Origin of the sequence: Myxococcus sp. AB056, assembly GCF_006547365.1 — a bacterium.
Lineage (GTDB): Bacteria > Myxococcota > Myxococcia > Myxococcales > Myxococcaceae > Myxococcus > Myxococcus virescens.
On sequence record NZ_VHLB01000027.1, the window covers coordinates 41,603 to 58,944 of the forward strand.

Below are 17,342 nucleotides of genomic sequence, written 5' to 3' on the forward strand. Positions count from 1 at the left end.
GCCCGCCCGTCACGCGTGCAGCGGCGGCCGGGTGTCCACGAAGGTCCGAAGGGGCGACCGCTCCGGCGCCTTCTCCTGCTCCTCCAGCAGCTCGAACTCCAGCGAGTCATGCGCGCAGAACACCGTGACGTCCCGTCCGTGCCGCTGCACCAGCTCGCGCAGCCGGCGCATGTTGTGCCAGCGCAGGTAGCCGTCCTTCTGCATCAGCTTCTGGTAGGCGCGCAGCCCTGGCGTGCACCGGTACCGGTCAGGGGCCATCTCGCCGTGGTAGAAGTACGCGTCTCCGGCGTGCAGCAGCCAGCCGCCGCCATTCTGGATGGCCACGCCCGCGTGGCCCAGGGTGTGGCCCGGCAGCGGCACCAGCAGGATTTCCGGCGGCAGTCCTGCCAAATCCCGCACGCACTTGAAGCCGAACCAGCGCTCACCGTCTCCACCGGAGGGGTACGTCACCCACTGCGTCTCGTGCATCCACTGCAACGGCCGGTAGCGGCGCCGGTCCAACGGCGTCGCCTGGGCCACGGCGCCTTGGTACTCGTCCGACAGCAGGTGGACCCGGGCGTGCGGGAAGTCGTCCAGGCCGCCGGCATGGTCGAAGTCCAGGTGGGTGAGGACGATGTCGCGCACGTCCCTGGCCTGGAAGCCCATGCGCTCAATCTGCCGGATGGCCGTGGAGCCCTCGTTGAGCTGGGGCCGCGTCAGCAGGTCGAGGAACAGGGGCGACAGCCGGGGGCGCCGGTGCTTCACGTCCTCCAGGCCGAAGCCGGTGTCCACCAGGATGAGTCCCTGCTGGCCCTCCACCAGGAGGCAGTGACACGTCAGCGCCGCGGGCCCCGTGAAGCCCTTTCGCCCGTCCACCAGCCGGCCGCCCGGTGGGCACATGGTGGTGCAGTTCAGGTGGTGGATGCGCATCGCTTCCGCTCCTCGGCAGGGAGCCGCTCGGGCGGCCCGGGTCCGGAGCTAAAGGTGCGCCGCGCGACGCCACGGAGGAATCCGCGCAAGCGGGATGGCAGGAGGCTCGCCCGCCCGGCGGGGGTGCCTGGATGTCCGCTTCAGAGCTGCTGCAGGTGCTCGGCCGTCCGCTCCTCGCGGACGTTGCCGGTGTTGAGCGTGGTGGCGGGCTCGAAGAGCAGGACGTGGACCTCCTCCTCCGCCACGGGCCGGTGCTCCACGCCGCGAGGAATGATGATGAACTCGCCTGGGCCCACGTCCACCGTGCGCTCGCGCAGCTCCATGCGCAGCTGGCCGTGGAGCACGAGGAACAGCTCGTCCTCGGCGTCGTGCTGGTGCCAGACGAAGGGGCCGTGGAGCCGGGCCAGCCGGACGTGTTGGCCGTTCAGCTCGCCCACCACCTTCGGGGACCAGTGCTCGGAGAAGAGGGCCAGCTTCTGCGCGAGGTTGACCTTGTCCACCTCGGGGGCCGGCGTCTCCAGGGCGTCGCGCGCGGGCGGGGTGCCCGTGCCTTCCAAGGCACGGGCAGTGTCGGCGTGGCGGCGGGAGTCCCAGCGCGGACGACGTCCGGCGAGGACCGTGGGGCTGCGATGAGGCGCGCTCATGCGGGTGTCATCTCCTTCCGCGGCGCCGCTGCATTGGCTTGCGCCATGAGTTCGTCGTCGGAGTGTCTGTCTTCTGCGGAGGATAATCCCGCCTGTCAGCGCGCGGGAGTGGCCGCGAGGTCGACTACCCGACGGATGACGTGAAACATCGCGCCCGCGTGTCACGAAGGCGTCTGTCTCGAGCTCAGTCCGGGAAGAACATCGGGTCACGCGTGGTGACGAACGAGGAGATGGCGCTGGCCACTTCCTCCGGCAGCCCGGTGAATTGCACACCCACGCCTGGCATCAGCTCCGGCGTGCGGGAATTGGCCTCGCGCACCCAGCGCACCACGCCCGTCACCTTCATGGGCCGGCCGCCCGGCAGCGTGAAGTCCAGCTCCACCTGCGTGCCGCGCGGCACCGCGTCCACGGTGGCGATGAAGACGCCGCCCTCGCTGAGGTCCAGTGAGAAACCCGTGAAGAAGTTGGAGTCGCTGCGCATGTCGATGGACGTGTGCATCCGCACCCGTCCGTTGCGCCGCGCGTCGTTCTCCGGCGGAGTGGCGGGCCGGGCCGCGGCTGCTGGGAGAGGCGCGTGCCCCTGGGCCCTCGCCGCGGCGGCCGCCCGCGCCAGCTCGGCCTGGCGGGCCTTGGCGGCTTCGTGTTGTGCCCGCGACGCGGCTTCCTGGCGGGCCCTGGCCGCCTCGGCCTGACGCTTGAGCACCGCTTCCGCCTCGGTCACCGCGCGGGCCACCTGCGCCGCCTGCTCCTGGTGGGCTCGCAGCAGTGACTGCATCTCCGAACCTGCTTGCCGCCGAGCCTGGAGCGCCGCTTGACGGGCCTCCAGTGCCCGGATGCGCGGCGCCTCCACGTCCAGCGCGGGCGCCACGGCCAACTGCAACCGGGAGGCCTGTTCCCCCAACATGGGGTCGGCACCGGGGACCTGGTGGGCCCGCGTCAGCGCCTGCCGCGTCTGCTCCAGCCGGGTGGCCAGCGCGGACGCCTCCGCCGTGGCCTGGGCGAGTTGTTCATGGAGCCGGCCCTCCAGCGTGGACAGCTCGCTCTCGGCGCGAGCCAGCTCCGCTTCACGGGAAGCAGCTGGGGGCATGCGGGCAGCAGGGGACGGCGAGCTCATGGGCGAAGGACTCCAGGGGTGCCTACTGTAGCGTCCCCCGGACGGCCCCACGAGCCCCACGCGCCGAGCCGGAAATGACCCGGGCCGCCCGCCTCCCAGGGATTGGCGGCAGGCAGGCGGCCATGCGCCGCCCGGGCCGCCTCAGTCCGCGCCCTTGATGCAGGCCACCGGCTTGAGCCGGTAGGCCACCCGGGCCAGCCCCGCCATCTCCACCGTCTCCAGGACATCGTCCAGGTTCTTGTAGCAGGGGCCGGACTCGTCCAGCGGCGTCTGGCGGGTATTGAGGAGGATGCCCGCTTCGGCCATGCGCTGGTCGGTGACGTCCTGCTTCAGCACGCGCCGCGCCTCGCCACGCGACATGCGGCGGCCGGAGCCGTGGTTCACCGAATAGATGGACTTCTGTGCGCCCGGCTCGGCGAAGAGGATGGCGCTGCCCGTCTCCATGGAGCCCGGGATGAGGATGGGGTGGCCCGTCTTCTCCCAGGGCGTGCCCTTCAGCGCGGGGTGTCCTCCGGGGAACGCGCGCGTGGCGCCCTTTCGGGCGACGAACTTCCCCGCCTCCTTCTGGATGAGGTTGTGGGAGATTTCGTAATACACGCTGGCCGTGCCGCCGAAGACGTCCTCCAGCGCCGCGCACACCGCCTCACCGATGATGAGCCGGTTGGCCACCGCGAAGTTGGCCGCCATGTTGTGGAGGTTCCAGTAGTCGCGGCCCAGCGGGCTCTCCGCGTCCAGCCAGACATGGTCCTCGCTGCGGCTCTTGAGGCCCAGTTGCGCGGCGCCCTCCACGAAGAAGTGCTTGGCGATGTTCCACCCGAAGCCGCGGCTGCCGGTGTGCAGCATCACCCACACGCGGCCGTCCTGGTCCACCTGCATCTCGGTGAAGTGGTTGCCGCCGCCCAGGCTGCCCAGTTGCTCACGCTTGCCGAAGGCGCGCTCGGGGATGTCCACCCGGTCGTCCTCGACGGGGATGTAGTCGCGCTCGGTGACGGACGAACCCCGGCCCAGGGCCTTGGCGCCGTGGCGCACCACGTCCGAGAAGGTGCGGTCCGTCACCCTGCGCTGCTTCTGCACGCGGCTGGCGCCCACGCCCACGGCGATGCGCTTCGTCACCTCTTCAATCCAGCGGCGGCGCTTCGTGGCGTCGGCGACGTCCTCGGCGGTGAGCGTCGTCTGCAACTGCACCATGCCGCAGCCGATGTCGTAGCCGGCGGCGGTGGGCAGGAGGATGCCGTCCGTTTCCACCACCGTGCCAATGGGGACGCCGTAGCCCAGGTGACAGTCGGGTGTGACAGCCACGCGGGTGACCCCGGGGAAGGATGCCGCATTCACCACCTGGTCAAAGACAGAGTCCTCCAGTCCAGGTTGCTCGGGGCCCTCCCCCCACAGCAACTTGTCGGACAGGAACAGGTCCGCATCGACCTTCATGCTCTTGGTCTTCGCCAGGACGTAATGGCCCTCTGAGACCTTCTCCAGCCGCTGCTTCCAACTCATGACTCTTATCCCCCAGGCGGGATGAACACGCGGCAGCGACGGGAGCGTCCAGGGAAGCTGACGCCAGGAGCCGAAACCCGAAAACAGGAGCAGAGGATGCTGGGGGCACAGGCGGGAAGGCGAGCGAATTCGGAGCCGCACGAGGCCGCGGCCGGGACGTGCCCGGCCGGGCGAAAGTCAGCCCGAGAGCGGACGGCGAGGTTCCGATCGCCCCGGGACTTGTCACGTCCGGATTCCATTCCCATCCATTCCGCAGCATCCAGGTAGGGGGTGGGCGATGGGTTTCCTTGGTGGGATTTTCCTGGCGGTGGCGTTGCAGGCGGGACCCGTGGAGAAGGAGCAGGCACAGACGCCGGTGGAGGTGGCAGCCCCGGTGTTCAATCCCTCCGCGTGCGCGAAGAAGCGGGTGGACCCCTGTGGGTGTCACCATGTCTATGGCATCCGACACTGCCACCCGAATCGGAAGGGTGACCACTGCGAGGCGCCGGTGAAGGCGGAGGTCGAGGCCCCACGCAAGAGCCGGGACACCTCGAAGAAGGCGGACACGCAGGCCCGGACGCGCGAGCCCGAGAAGAAGCAGCTCGACCCGAGCAAGTCCGTGTCCATGTAGGCCCCAGGCGCGCGGGCGATTCGCGGAGGAACGCGGAGACCTCGCGCGCCAGCAATTCAGGCGCGGTGACGTGGGCCATGTGGCCTTGTCCGGGCAGGATGCCCAGGCGGGCGGGGCTCAGCGTCCGCGCGAGCCCCGCGTCCGGTCTTTCGTGTGCGAGCACAGGGTGCAGCGGGGAGCCTTGTCGCGGGTGTGGCCGCCCGCGCGCCCCACGCCGCCCAAGGTCAAGGCCCTTGGCGATTTCCTGGCGCAGTTGCTCGCCGAACTGTCGTCATGGCCGGGTGGAAACGGGGGGAGGGAACGGGGTAACAAGGCGGGTGAGCCGTGCCGCTCCAGGCACGCGCGGTGCCGAGGTGCGCATGCGAACGCAGCAGAGCCGCTCGCTCGTCTTCCTCCAGCAGCTCGGCCCCGGGGCACGTGAGGGCTACGAGGCCCTGCCCGGACTGGAGGACACGCTGGTCGCGCTCTGCGCCGCGGCGCGGCAGGCCTGGCCGGGCGTGACGCTGGGGGAGGAAGACTTCCTACGCCACCTTGCTTCGTGCCTGCCACGGGACGAGGACCCCTCACGGGTGCTGGCCACCGTGCATGCCGCGGACCTCTTTCTGGCGTGCGCCTGTGTGCGGGGGAACGCTGCGGCGCATGCCGCGCTGGAGCGCCACGTTCTTCCCAAGGCGGCGGCGTCCTTGGCTCGGATGCGGGACACGGGTGTGGACCCCTCTGAGGTGGTTCAACACCTGCGCGAGCGGCTGCTCGTCCCAGAAGGTGACCGGCCCGGACGCATGGCGGAATACCAGGGCAGTGGTCCGCTCGCGGCCTGGTTGCGGGCGGCAGCGGTGCGTACCGCCCTCAACCTCCAGCGCTCGGAGCGCCGGAGGGCCCACGCAGAAGAGGAGGCGGAGGCGCTCCCGCTGCCAACCCATGCGGACATGGCGGACGTCGAGTTGGACTACCTGCGCAAGAACCACCGCGAGCATTTCCAGACGGCGCTCTCCGAGGCACTGAATGCCCTGCCCACGCGGGAGCGCACCGTGCTGCGCTTGCACGTGGTGGAGGGGCTGAGCCTGGAGCGCATCGGCACCATGTACCAGACGCACAAGTCCACCGTGTCACGCTGGGTGGCCCGCGCCCGGGAAGCGGCGCTGGAGGGCACACGTCAGCGGCTGGCGGAGCGGCTTCGGCTCACCTCCGGCGAACTGCACAGCCTGATGCGGGTGGTACAGGGAGAGCTGGACCTGAGCCTGCCGTCCCTGCTGAGCACGTCTGGGGCTTCCTGAGGGTCCGCGGACTTTTTTCGCGGCCGCGTGCAACGCTCCGACCTGGCCGGTGTCATCCGGGTGAAGGTGGAACAACCCCCTCTTGGAGGACACACACCATGCATCACAGAATGGGCCTTGCCCTGGTTGCGCTGGCGTTGGTGGGAGCACCTGCGCTGGCGGAGGAGTCGAAGCCGGTCCCGTCTTCTGGGGCTTCGGCCACCACCGAGGAAACGGTGGTCGTGAAGAAGGGCAGCCATCGCGACCTTCAAATTCCGGGAATGGTCCGTATCGCGATTGACGAACCGGAGACTGCGGACATCAAGGCACTCGGCAAAGGGGTGCTGCGCATCATCGGTAAGCAGGCCGGTGAGACAGCGCTGCTCGTGTGGGCAGGGCCCGAGAACAAGCGGAGCAGCTACCGCATCGTCGTCACCGATTGATGCAGGGCATCGGTGGCCATGGTGCCGCCATGTGACATGAATGGAAGCCGCGCTCCTCCGCGCAGGGATGAGGGGCGTGGGCGCCGCTGGACCAGGGCTTCGCGCCGTCTGGACCGCACCACTTGTCCGAGCTGACGTCTCCGCCGTGAGCGCTGGATGCGCGTGGTCACCTCCCGGAGGTGGATGGCCACCACCTCGAGGCTTGGAGGGCTCATCTGAAGAGAGCGCCTTCCAGAGGACCTCCGCGGCAGTCTCGACGTCTTCTTCACCCACCACCTCGCCCCGGCCCGCCCGGCGCACGAGCTCCGACAGCATGCCCCACACCATGCACTCATGGAGCCAGGTGCGGCCCTTGGGAAACACCTGCTCGCGCTCGCCATGCTCGAGGACCTCCAGCACCTGCGCGCGCGTCCGTCCGTCATGCTCGCCCGGTGGGTCCGTGTCCGGATGGTTGTGAAGGAAGGTGAAGCCCACGAGGTGGGGCTGCAACAGCGCCCAGGTCGCGAACTCGCGCCAGAAGGCGATGAAGACGTCGCGAAAGCCCTGCCGCAGCGGGTCGCCATCCGCCATCTGGTAAGCGACGAAACCCGTGTAGGACAGCTCGCGCTCGGTGAGGGTCCGTATCGCCCTCGCGATGCCCTGCTTGCTGCCGTAGTAACGATACAGCGAGCCCACCGAGAGCCGCGTGGCCCGGGCCAGTTCCGCGGCCCGGACGTTGTCGAACCCCCGCTGTGCCAGCAGCTCCGCCGCGTCACGCAGCCTGAAAGCGCGCATCTCCGCCAACGTGTACATCCGCCCGTCCCCCTGCCTTCGCGGCCGTCGCGTGGAAGGAACGTTCCCTCCACGACGACCTGTCTACAGGGAGGGGCTGACACGAGGTGGGAGGTCGGGTCGGCGCGCCAGCGGAGCTGCCTTCGAAGGTGGGAAACTCGGGTGGGCTGTTCGGCGCGGACCCGGGCTGCGATGATTCGAGGCGCGCCATGAACCCGTTGCACCGTCCTCCGATGTCCGCATGTCCGGATGAGAACCTGCTCGCGGCCTTCGTCAGTGGCTCGGCTCCCGTGGGGAAGGTGGTGTTGGTGGAAGCACACCTCGACGGTTGCGCGGACTGTCGGGCGTTGGTGGCGGCGGTGGCGGCCAGTTCCTCCCTGCCGGGCGCAGTCGCCGTTGAGCGTGAGGTGGAGGCGCCCACGCGGTGGGACACGGGAGCGGCGACGTTGCCGGACGCGCGGGAGGAGCCGGTCCTGCCGCCAGGGACGCGGCTGGGGGCCTATCTGCTGCAGGGCGTGTTGGGCATGGGAGGGATGGGCGTGGTGTACGCGGCGGATGACCTGCGGCTGGGGCGGCGGGTGGCGCTCAAGCTGTTGAGGCCGCTGCTCGCGGGCGCACAGGACCAGGGGCGTGAGCGGCTGCTTCGCGAGGCCCAGGCCATGGCGCGGCTCTCACATCCCAACGTACTGCCGCTCTTCGAGCTGGGGACGGCGGAGGGGCACGACTTCCTGGCCATGGAGTGGGTGGACGGCACGACGCTCGCGGACTGGCTTCGGGAACGCGAGCGTCCATGGCGGGACGTGTTGGAGGTCTTCCTGGCAGCGGGAGCGGGGCTGGCCGCCGCCCATCGCGCGGGGATGGTGCACCGAGACTTCAAGCCGTCCAACGTGCTGGTGGGGCGCGACGGCCGGGTACGCGTCACGGACTTCGGGCTCGCGAGGCACGGCACGGGCGTGTCTCCCGAGGCGCCGGCCGGTGTGAGCGAGGGTGCATCGAAGGCCTCCATGCTCACGGAGTGGGGGCAGGCCGCGGGAACGCCGGCATACATGTCTCCGGAGCAGCGCGCGGGAAGGGTCGTGGACGCCCGCGGCGACCAGTACAGTTTTTGCGTCGCGCTCCACGAAGCGCTCCACGGTGAGCGCCCCGGCCACCGTGCTGCCTCCGCCGCACCGCGAACGTCGAGCCTGCCGAGGCATCTCCGCACCGCGCTGGCGCGGGGGCTCGCGAACGCGCCCGAGGACCGCTTCCCCAGCATGGAGGCGCTGATGGCGGTGCTCTCCCTGCCTTCGCCGGCATGGGGCCGCCGGGGCATCCTGGCTCTGGCGGGAGCGGGTTCCCTGGTGGTCCTGGGCGTGCTCCTGTGGAAGCCGTCTTTTCTGTTCCAGTCCGATGCCGCCACGCCGCGAGCCGAGAGGCCCGGGCGCATGGCGGCATCGCCGGTTGTCCTGCGCGTCGGCGACGTGCACGAACTGGTCGTTCCTGGACTCCAGCGCATCGCGGTGGGCGAACCGAGCCTCGTCGAAGTCACCGTGCCGCGTCAGGGCGTGGTGCGTCTGAGGGGGAAGGAGGCGGGCAGCACGGACCTGATTACGTGGAGCCACGCCGGAGAGATGAAGTCCCGAGTCCTGGACGTCACCGCGCGCTGACGTCAGCGTCCGCCGGGAGCCCTGCGTGCCTGGCGGGGCGTTTCCTGTCCCAGCAGCCGGTACGCCTGCTGCCGGTGTTCGCGCAGCGTGGGCAGCATGTCTCCGAGCAGCGCTTGCAGCCCGGCGTTGCCGGAGAACTGCTGCTGCCCCGCCATCACCTTGGCGATGTCCGCGTCATGGTCGCCCACCATGGCGGCCAGGAAGGCGCGGTCGAACGCGGGGCCCTGGAGGGACTGGAGCTTCGCCATCGACGCTTCTTCCGCGCGCTCCATCGTCCTGGCGAAGTCGGTGTCCGCCTGGGGCTCGGCCAGCGTCAGGTTCTGCTTCCGGGCGTAGGCCATGAGGCGTTGGTCTGCTTGCCCGTGGTCCTTCACCAGCCGCGCGCCGTAGTCCTTCACGCCTTGGGCGCTGCCCTGCCGTTGAGCGAGTTGGCCCAGCTTCACCTCGTGCTGGTTGGCCTGGTGGAGCTCGTCGAGGAACGCTTTCTCGTCGGTGGGGATGGGCAGCAGGCCTTGCCGCAGCAGCGCCACGCCGCGCGCATCAGGCGGAGTGCCCTGGGAACCGGCACCCCCCGTGCCTTCCTCGAACGGCTCCGGGGCCTGCCCCTGGTCGATGGCCTCCGGACGGCCCATGCGGACCATGCTCTCCGTGTCGTCCGTGCCGTTCTGCTGCGCCAGGGCGCCGCCGCCCAGTGCGAGCGTGCCCGCCACCACCCCACCCATCCATCGCTTCATCGTCTGCCTCCCATGTCCCGAGCGAGACATCAAACCGAAGGTGGAGGCGGAGGATGGCGCCGAGCAAGTGGGGCGGGCAGCGGGGCGAGGGCTCCTGTCTCAGTGCCTCCGGGGTTTCGAGGGCATCCCGCCGTCAGCGGCGCCAGTCCCGGAAGGCTTATGGCTCCGACAGCAGGAACAGCGCGTGCGCGCTGGCGATGGGCCGCGTGCGGTCGTCCTGCCACGCATCCACCCGGACGTTGGCCACGCGCCGGCCCTGGCGGGTGACGAACGCCTTGGCGAAGGTGTCCTGCGGCTTGCCGGAGCGAAGGAAGTCCACCGTGAGCGAGATGACCTTCGGCACGCGCTCGGTGTTCGTCTGCAGCAGCAGCTCGAAGACGGCGGCGGATTCCAGCAGCGCGCCGAGCGTGCCGCCGTGCAGGGCGGGAATCAGGCTGTTGCCGATGTTCCTCGGGTTGAAGGCCATGCGGCAGAGCATCTCGCCGGCGAGGTTCTCCACGCCGATGCCCATGAAACGCGTGTAGGGGATGGCGTCGGTGAGGCGCTTGTACTCGCGCGTCTTGCGTACCTGGCGAACCAGCTCGGCGAGGGGAGGCTTCGTGGACTCGGACATGGTCGTCATTCCTCTGTCCGCATGAAGGTGCCCTGGGCGGAAGCCACGGGGTGGCCCGGGTCGCCCTGGTGGACGAACGCGCGGACGAAGGCCACCTGGCGGGTGAGCCGGTAGCACTCGGCCACGCAGGTGAGAACGATGCCGGGCCGCGCGGGGCGCAGGTAGTCGATGCGCAGGTCCAGCGTGACGAGTGGGGCGAAGCGGCCCAGCTTGAGGAAAACGGCGGTGCCACAGGTGGCGTCGATGAGCGTCGTCACCGCGCCGCCGGCGATGACGCCGGTTTCCGGGTTTCCGACGAGGTTCTCCGCGTAGGGCAGCTCGACGGTGGCCTCGGCGGCGCGGATGTCCACCAGCCTCAGCCCCAGCGCGTGATTGTGGGGCACGACGTCGGTGTAGAAGATGGCGCAGCGCTCCATCCGCTCGGCCTTGTCTTCAGGAAGCGTGAAGTCGTCCGACATGAGGGGCGCGATACCAGATTCAAGGCCGCATGGCGCACTGTGTTTTGACGGGCGCCCGCAACGCCACGCTAGGAGGCCACGGCCGCGGCGCTGGAGAGCTGCTTCCACGCGCCGGCAAGCGACGTGCCGATGTCCCGCATCACCGCGTCATCCGACCAGTAGAAGGGGTGGACCAGGGGTGTCCACGAGAAGAGCGGGCCCGCCACGCGCACGGCGCGGTCCTCCACCGCGGCGTGATAGGCGGCGCTGAGGGGCTGGAGCGGCCAGGCGAACACGTCGTCCTCGTCGTGGAAGTTGAGCCACCGTCCGCGAAGTCCCGGATGGTGGCGTGCCAGCTCCGGCGCGGGGACCTGCACGGGCTGGTCGAGCTCCGCGTGGGGATAGCGCAGGCTCCACAGGGCCATGGGACTGCCCAGCGTGTAGAAGTGGCTGAGCGTCTCGCCGCGCTCCAGGGGCGAGCTGCCCTGGGCCGCGCGCACCGTCTCCTCGATGATGTCCCGCCCGGCCAGTCGCTGAGCCTGCAAGTCGTAGAAGTAGTTGCTGGCGATGACGCTGCCCAGGCTGTGCGCGATGACGCAGAGCGGAGCGGTGTCACCGGCCTGCTGGCGCAGGCGGCCCAGGGCCTCGGCGACCTTGCGGTGGATGCCCGTGTAGACGTCCGGGTCGGCGGGGTTCGTCTGGTAGGCGATGATGTCGCCCACGAAGTGCACCAGCATCCACCGCAGGCCGGGGTAGCGCAGGTCCATGCCGCGCAGGGACGGCCGCATCAAGCGGAGCATCATCGGCACGAGCGCGGACTCGTGACCCTGGTTCACCGTGCGCACGCTGTCATAAAGGGATTTCCAGTACGTGTCCGCATCCGCAGGGGCGTAGCGGGCGAGCAGGTCCTTCTCCGCGCCTTCCAGCACGGAGGCCCAGTTCACCGTTTCGACGGCGAGTGTGTCCGGCGCGGCCCCCGCGTGCTGCGCGAAGTGCTGACGCAGCAGGCGCACGGCGGTGTCATAGAGACCCGGGTCATCCACTTCAATGCCGTGGATGACGAGCACGGCGAGCTTCTGACGCGTCTGCATGGAGACTCCCCCCGGAATCAGTGCTGCTCGGCGGGTGTGAGCCTACACGGCCCGGAAGAGGCTCGCCTGTTCGCCTGTTCTCAGCCGGCATCCAACAGCCCCTGGGGGCCGGATAGTCTCCGCCACCCGACACACGGTTTCTTCCTCAAGAGGACTTCTGGTGAAACGACTGACCTCCTCCCTCCTCGCCGTCTTGCTGATGCCCGCCGCGCCCATGGCCGCGCAGCAGGCTCCGGCGAAGCCTCCCGCGGTCCGGCAGGACCCGCCACGGCCGGCACCCGACACGAAGGACGCCGCGCGCGACGCGGCCCGCGCCGCCGAGGTAGACGCCCCGCGTCCGCCGTCCGGTGAGGCCGCGCAGAAGGCGGAGAAGGAAGGGGGAGACACCTGGAAGGTGGACGCGCCGGGCTTCCCCGCTCGCCAGGTGAACATCGACGTCACCGAGGGCACGTGGATGAACGTGGATGTCAGCCCGCGCGGAGACGAAATCGTCTTCGACCTGCTGGGGGACATCTACGTGCTGCCCATGGGCGGCGGTGAAGCGAAGGCGCTGACGTCCGGCGTCGCGTGGGACATGCAGCCGCGCTTCAGCCCGGACGGCAAGCGCATCGTCTTCACCAGTGACCGGGGCGGCGGAGACAACATCTGGGTGGTGGACCGGGACGGCTCGAATGCGCGGGCGGTGACGGAGGAGAAGTTCCGCCTGCTCAACAGCCCCGCGTGGAGTCCGGACGGGCAGTTCATCGTGGCGCGCAAGCACTTCACCGCGCGGCGTTCGCTGGGCGCGGGCGAGGTGTGGATGTACCACCGCGCCGGCGGCGAGGGCGTGCAGCTCACCGAGCGCACCAGCGACCAGAAGGATTTGGGCGAGCCCGCCTTCTCACCCGATGGGCGCCACGTCTACTTCAGCCAGGACGTCTCGCCGGGGAAGAGCTTCGAATACAACAAGGACCCCAACGGGCAGATCTACGCCATCCAGCGGCTGGATTTGGAGACGAAGGAAATCGAGCCCTTCATCACGGGCCCCGGCGGCGCCATCCGCCCCACGCCGTCACGTGACGGTAAGCAGCTGGCCTTCGTCCGCCGGGTGCGCGCCAGGAGCGTGCTCTACGTCACCGACGTGGCGTCCGGCGCGGAGCGCCCACTGTACGACGGGCTCGACCGGGACATGCAGGAGACGTGGGCCATCCACGGCGTGTATCCGGGCATGGCGTGGACACCGGACAACAAGGCGATTGTCTTCTGGGCGGGCGGCAAGCTGCACCGCATCGACGTGGCCACGAAGAAGGTGACGCCCATTGCCTTCCGCGTGCGGGGGACGCGCACGATTTTCGAGGCCGTGCGCAGCCCGCAGGCGGTGGCCCCCGAGCGCTTCTCCACGAAGATGCTGCGCTGGGTGCAGGTGTCCCCCCAGGGGGACCGCGTGGTGTACCAGGCGCTGGGCAAGCTGTACGTGAAGCAGCTGCCGGCGGGCACGCCCCGGCGCCTGACGAAGCAGGACGACCACCTGGAGTTCTACCCGTCGTTCTCCCGGGACGGGCGTTCCATCGTCTACACGACGTGGGACGACGAGAAGCTGGGCACCATCCGCGTGGTGCCCGCCACCGGCGGCGAGGGCAAGGTGCTGACGAAGCAGCCGGGCTACTACGTGGAGCCCGCGCTCAGCCCGGACGGCAAGACGCTGGTGTACCGCGCGTCCGGGGACGGCTACCTGATGCCTGGGCTGTGGAGCCGGAACACGGGCCTGTTCGCGATGCCCGCGGGTGGCGGCACGCCGAAGCGCCTGGCGCGTGACGGTGAGCAGCCTCACTTCGGCGCGCGCTCGGACCGCGTGTACTTCCTGCACGTGGAGCACAAGGAGAAGGAGGACGTCCGCTCCCTGAAGAGCATTGGGCTGAGCGGGAGCGAGGAGCGCACGCACCTGACCAGCGCCGAGGCCACCGAGCTGCGCGTCTCCCCGGACGAGCGGTGGGTGGCGTTCCGGGAGAACTTCAACGCCTTCGTCGTTCCCTTCGCGCTGGGCGCGAAGTCGGCCACGGTGGGGCCCGGCGCGAAGGCACTGCCGCTGGCGAAGGTGAGCCGGGACGCGGGCGAGTACCTGCACTGGTCCGGCGACAGCCAGCGCCTGCACTGGGCGCTGGGGCCCGAGCTCTTCACGCGCGCGCTGAAGGAGAGCTTCGCCTTCATCGACGGCGCGCCGGAGAAGCTGCCGGAGGCGCCGGAGAAGGGCGTGGACCTCTCCTTCCCGGTGAAGGCGGACGCGCCGGAGGGCACGCTGGCCCTGGTGGGAGGCCGCGTCATCACCATGAAGGGTGACGAGGTCATCGAGCAGGGCGTGGTGGTGGTGCGGAACAACCGCATCGTCGCAGTGGGCCCGGTGGGCAAGGTGCAGGTGCCGTCCGGGGCCAAGGTGGTGGATGTGAAGGGCAAGACGTTGATGCCCGGCCTCATCGACGTGCACTGGCACGGAGCCATGGGCATGGACGGGCTGATGCCCGAGCAGAGCTGGGTGCATGCGTCGTCCCTGGCCTTCGGCGTGACGACGCTGCACGACCCGTCGAACACGTCGGAAGAGGTGTTCGCCGCCAGTGAGCTGGCCCGGGCGGGCGGCGTGGTGGCGCCGCGCATCTTCTCCACGGGCACGATCCTCTACGGCGCGTCCGGCGCGGGCTACCGCGCGCCCATTGAGACGGTGGACGACGCGCGCTCGCACCTGCGGCGGATGAAGGCGATGGGAGCCTTCAGCGTGAAGAGCTACAACCAGCCGCGCAGAGACCAGCGGCAGAAGGTGCTCCAGGCGGCGCGCGAGCTGGACATGCTGGTGGTGCCGGAGGGCGGCTCACTGCTCCAGCACAACCTGACGATGGTGGTGGACGGGCACACGGGCGTGGAGCACGCGATTCCGGTGGCGCGCATCTACGCGGACGTGAAGCAGCTGTGGGGCAAGAGCGGCACCGGCTACACGCCGACGCTGGGCGTGGCCTACGGCGGCGTCTGGGGTGAGAACTACTGGTACCAGAAGACGAACGTGTGGGAGGACGAGCGCCTGTTGTCCTTCGCCCCGCGCCGGGTGGTGGATTCGCGCAGCCGCCGGCCGTCCATGCACGTGCCGGATGACGAGTTCAACCACTTCGCCGCCGCCACCGTGGCGCGCGAGCTGAGTGACGCGGGCGTGAGCGTGCAGTTGGGCGCGCACGGCCAGCGTGAAGGCCTGGCGGCGCACTGGGAGGTCTGGATGTTCGGCCATGGCGGGATGAAGCCGCTCCAGGCGCTGCGCTCGGCGACGCTGAGCGGGGCGCGCTACCTGGGCCTGGACGGAGAGATTGGCTCTTTGGAAGTGGGCAAGCTGGCGGACCTTATCGTGCTGGATGGCAATCCCTTGCAGGACCTCAAGCACAGCCGCTCGGTGCGCTACACCATGGTGAACGGGCGCCTGTACGACGCGGCCACGCTCAACGAGGTGGGGACGCGCCAGCGCCCGCGCGCGAAGTTCTTCTTCGAGAAGGACGGGAACGAAGGCTGGAGCCCGAAGGCCACGGAGCACACGCACACGCACGCGTGCGACTGAGCCCCCAGGCACCCCCATCCGAGGCGGGCTGGCGCTAGAGTCCGCGCCATGCCCGTCTCTGTCGTCGAAGGGGATTTGCTGGACCAGCCGGTGGAGGCCATCGTCAATGCCTGGAACCGGAACATCATCCCCTGGTGGCTGCTGCTGCCGCAGGGGGTGTCCGGCGCCATCAAGCGGAGGGGCGGGGCCGGGCCCTTCCGCGAGGTGGCGAAGGCAGGCCCCATGCCCCTGGGCTCGGCGGTGGTGACCTCCGCCGGGCGGTTGCCATTCAAAGCCATCATCCACGTGGCGGGCATCGACATGCTCTGGCGCGCCTCCGAGCGCTCCATCCAGGACTCGGTCCGCAATGCCCTGGCGAAGGCCCGCGAGCAGGGTTTGCGCTCCGTCGCCTTCCCCGTCATTGGCGCGGGCTCCGGCAGCTTTGATGAAGCGCGCGCGCTGGAACTGATGCGCCAGGTCCTGGATGTGGAAGCTGGCGCCCTCGACGTGAGCGTCGTGCGCTTCCGGCCATCGCCCGTCAGGTGAATGCAGGGACCAGGAACAGTGGATTCATCGCCGAGTCTCCTTTGTGCCAGAAGTGCCGCGTCGTTTTGGGCCAACCCTCCACGGGGCGAAAGCCAATAGGCACCGCCGCGAAAGCATTCGTCAGGGACTGGAGCGGCCCGTTGTTCGATGTCAGACCCTGCGACTAATTCTCGCTTGGCCTTGAATCAATCGAGGCAAGCCGAATGGCCGGATTGGCAACTGGACGGGACCTCATGGCGAATCGACGTTCTGGAGTTGCATTTGCAGGTGGGTGGCGCTGGAGTGTGGCATTGCTGACCGCGGTGGTGGGCTGTGGTGCGCCGGAGAAGCCGGTGGACCCCCCGCCTCCTGCCACTGAGCAGGAGACGTTGCGCGCCGCGGAGGAGCAGGCGGCGCTGTTGTCGCCGCCCGCCGGGTGTACCGAAATCACGATGGGCGAGCTGACGAACGGCATCGAGCGGACGCCGGTGCAGTATGGCCCGCAGCCGACCTACGTCGGCTCGTTCTCCGACCAGGGCGACCCGGCGGTAGCAGATGTCGCCCGTATCCGGTTGGACGTGAAGACGGCGCCGGGCGTCTATGACCTGGCGACTGGAGGTGCCAACCTCTTCACGTGTGAACAGTGTGTCTGGGGTGTCCAGGACGCCGGCACCTCCACGGCGAAGACCTTCGTGGCGGAGTCGGGCACGCTGCTGCTCGCGCTCAAGGTGACACCGCAGCAGACGATTGGCGCGCTGGCCAACGTGACGCTGCGCCAGTCCGTGGCCGCGCCGCCGCTGTACGCGCCCTACACCGGCACCGAGCCGGTGGCGGGCGGCGAGTGCCGGTGGATTCGCTTCGCGACGTGGAACACCGCCCGCAACGGCGGGTGTGACCCTCGCGAGGGCTCGCTGACGGCGAACCTCCCCGGCCACACCTGCGTGGCCACCAACCGCGCCGCGGATGACGGCACGCTGGAGCGGTCGCTCGGCACCAAGACGCACGGCGAGGCGTGCACGTACACGGCGCCCACCAGCGAGTACGAACTGGCGGCCACGGACTGCGCGGAGGGCTACGCCTGTACGACGGCCTGGGGTTCGTCGAGCACGTGCATGGCCACGTGTGACTTCATGGCCGCCGACCCGGGTTGCCCCACGGGCACCGTGTGCGGCGTCCAGGGGCTGTGCCAGGAGCAGGCCGTGCAGGTGGCCAGTGGCTTCGACTTCGACCCGGCCCTCATCGGCGAGGAGTGCACCCTGGGCTACGCGGAGTTCTGCGGCGCCGAGGGCGCGCGCGGCGTGTGTCTCGACCTGAACGGCACGGGCCGCGGCACCTGCTTCCCCTACGCCCGTGCTCGCTCCGACTGCGGCCCTGGTGAGGAGCTGGGCTACGTGTCCTACCCGCTCGCGGGTGGCGGCTACGACCGCACCTACGGCTTCTGCTACCCGGACGGCCTCTGAGCTGGCGGCGCCCCGCTTCCGCGCGACGTTGGCGGAAGCGGGGTGTCGTTC

15 protein-coding genes and 1 pseudogene are annotated in these 17,342 nt (G+C 69.7%); 7 read left to right on the forward strand and 9 right to left on the reverse strand.

What is annotated here, in order from left to right; genetic code table 11:
- Window positions 1–9: 9 nt before the first annotated feature.
- The 4 genes from FMP39_RS14630 to FMP39_RS14645 form a co-directional block, all read right to left on the reverse strand.
- On the reverse strand, window positions 10–909 hold the full coding sequence (locus FMP39_RS14630; protein WP_141590521.1) for an MBL fold metallo-hydrolase: 900 nt from the start codon (window positions 907–909) through the stop codon (window positions 10–12).
- Between the two features lie 140 nt (window positions 910–1,049).
- Entirely contained in the window at window positions 1,050–1,553 is a 504-nt protein-coding gene (locus tag FMP39_RS14635; protein ID WP_020477949.1) for a cupin domain-containing protein, read from the reverse strand.
- Between the two features lie 184 nt (window positions 1,554–1,737).
- Window positions 1,738–2,667, reverse strand: a complete 930-nt coding sequence (locus FMP39_RS14640) for a TIGR02266 family protein (protein ID WP_194858401.1) — start codon at window positions 2,665–2,667, stop codon at window positions 1,738–1,740.
- A gap of 141 nt (window positions 2,668–2,808) precedes the next feature.
- Window positions 2,809–4,161: an RtcB family protein gene (locus tag FMP39_RS14645; protein WP_141590525.1), complete on the reverse strand. Its 1,353-nt coding sequence runs from the start codon at window positions 4,159–4,161 to the stop codon at window positions 2,809–2,811.
- Between the two features lie 277 nt (window positions 4,162–4,438).
- Between FMP39_RS14645 and FMP39_RS14650 the strand changes: the two genes are divergently transcribed.
- The 3 genes from FMP39_RS14650 (at window position 4,439) to FMP39_RS14660 (ending at window position 6,467) form a co-directional block, all read left to right on the forward strand.
- On the forward strand, window positions 4,439–4,771 hold the full coding sequence (locus FMP39_RS14650; RefSeq protein WP_141590527.1) for a hypothetical protein: 333 nt from the start codon (window positions 4,439–4,441) through the stop codon (window positions 4,769–4,771).
- A gap of 359 nt (window positions 4,772–5,130) precedes the next feature.
- Complete coding sequence (locus FMP39_RS14655) at window positions 5,131–6,045, forward strand: sigma-70 family RNA polymerase sigma factor (RefSeq protein WP_228557995.1); 915 nt, start codon at window positions 5,131–5,133, stop codon at window positions 6,043–6,045.
- 110 nt (window positions 6,046–6,155) lie between these two features.
- Window positions 6,156–6,467: a pilus assembly protein N-terminal domain-containing protein gene (locus FMP39_RS14660; RefSeq protein ID WP_194858402.1), complete on the forward strand. Its 312-nt coding sequence runs from the start codon at window positions 6,156–6,158 to the stop codon at window positions 6,465–6,467.
- Between the two features lie 681 nt (window positions 6,468–7,148).
- Here FMP39_RS14660 and FMP39_RS38425 read toward each other — a convergent pair.
- Window positions 7,149–7,259, reverse strand: a pseudogene (locus tag FMP39_RS38425) (hypothetical protein); the annotation flags it as partial.
- Between the two features lie 188 nt (window positions 7,260–7,447).
- On the opposite strand from FMP39_RS38425, the gene FMP39_RS14670 reads away from it, so the two are divergent.
- Window positions 7,448–8,884, forward strand: coding sequence for a protein kinase (locus FMP39_RS14670; protein WP_141590534.1), 1,437 nt, complete (start codon window positions 7,448–7,450; stop codon window positions 8,882–8,884).
- 2 nt (window positions 8,885–8,886) lie between these two features.
- Here FMP39_RS14670 and FMP39_RS14675 read toward each other — a convergent pair whose 3' ends face one another.
- From FMP39_RS14675 to FMP39_RS14690, 4 genes are all read right to left on the reverse strand, one after another.
- The gene (locus tag FMP39_RS14675) at window positions 8,887–9,618 is read right to left on the reverse strand and encodes a DUF4142 domain-containing protein (protein WP_228557996.1); all 732 of its coding nucleotides are present in this window, start codon (window positions 9,616–9,618) and stop codon (window positions 8,887–8,889) included.
- Window positions 9,619–9,775: 157 nt separating this feature from the next.
- Window positions 9,776–10,240, reverse strand: coding sequence for a PaaI family thioesterase (locus FMP39_RS14680; RefSeq protein ID WP_090491085.1), 465 nt, complete (start codon window positions 10,238–10,240; stop codon window positions 9,776–9,778).
- Window positions 10,237–10,689 (reverse strand): PaaI family thioesterase, encoded by a 453-nt coding sequence (locus FMP39_RS14685; protein ID WP_141255415.1) that lies wholly within the window; start codon window positions 10,687–10,689, stop codon window positions 10,237–10,239. Before FMP39_RS14685 ends, FMP39_RS14680 begins: the two co-directional genes overlap by 4 nt.
- Window positions 10,690–10,757: 68 nt before the next feature.
- Window positions 10,758–11,759 carry a hypothetical protein gene (locus FMP39_RS14690; RefSeq protein WP_141590537.1) on the reverse strand — a complete coding sequence of 334 codons (1,002 nt, stop codon included), beginning with the start codon at window positions 11,757–11,759 and terminating at the stop codon, window positions 10,758–10,760.
- Window positions 11,760–11,919: 160 nt separating this feature from the next.
- Between FMP39_RS14690 and FMP39_RS14695 the strand changes: the two genes are divergently transcribed.
- The 3 genes from FMP39_RS14695 to FMP39_RS14705 all read left to right on the forward strand — a co-directional run bounded on the left by FMP39_RS14695 (window position 11,920) and on the right by FMP39_RS14705 (window position 17,291).
- A complete protein-coding gene (locus tag FMP39_RS14695; RefSeq protein WP_141590539.1) occupies window positions 11,920–15,327 on the forward strand; it encodes an amidohydrolase family protein in 3,408 nt (1,135 codons plus the stop codon).
- 48 nt (window positions 15,328–15,375) lie between these two features.
- Window positions 15,376–15,852 (forward strand): macro domain-containing protein, encoded by a 477-nt coding sequence (locus tag FMP39_RS14700; RefSeq protein ID WP_141590542.1) that lies wholly within the window; start codon window positions 15,376–15,378, stop codon window positions 15,850–15,852.
- A 284-nt stretch (window positions 15,853–16,136) separates the two neighbouring features.
- Entirely contained in the window at window positions 16,137–17,291 is a 1,155-nt protein-coding gene (locus FMP39_RS14705; RefSeq protein WP_228557998.1) for a hypothetical protein, read from the forward strand.
- Window positions 17,292–17,342 lie beyond the last annotated feature (51 nt).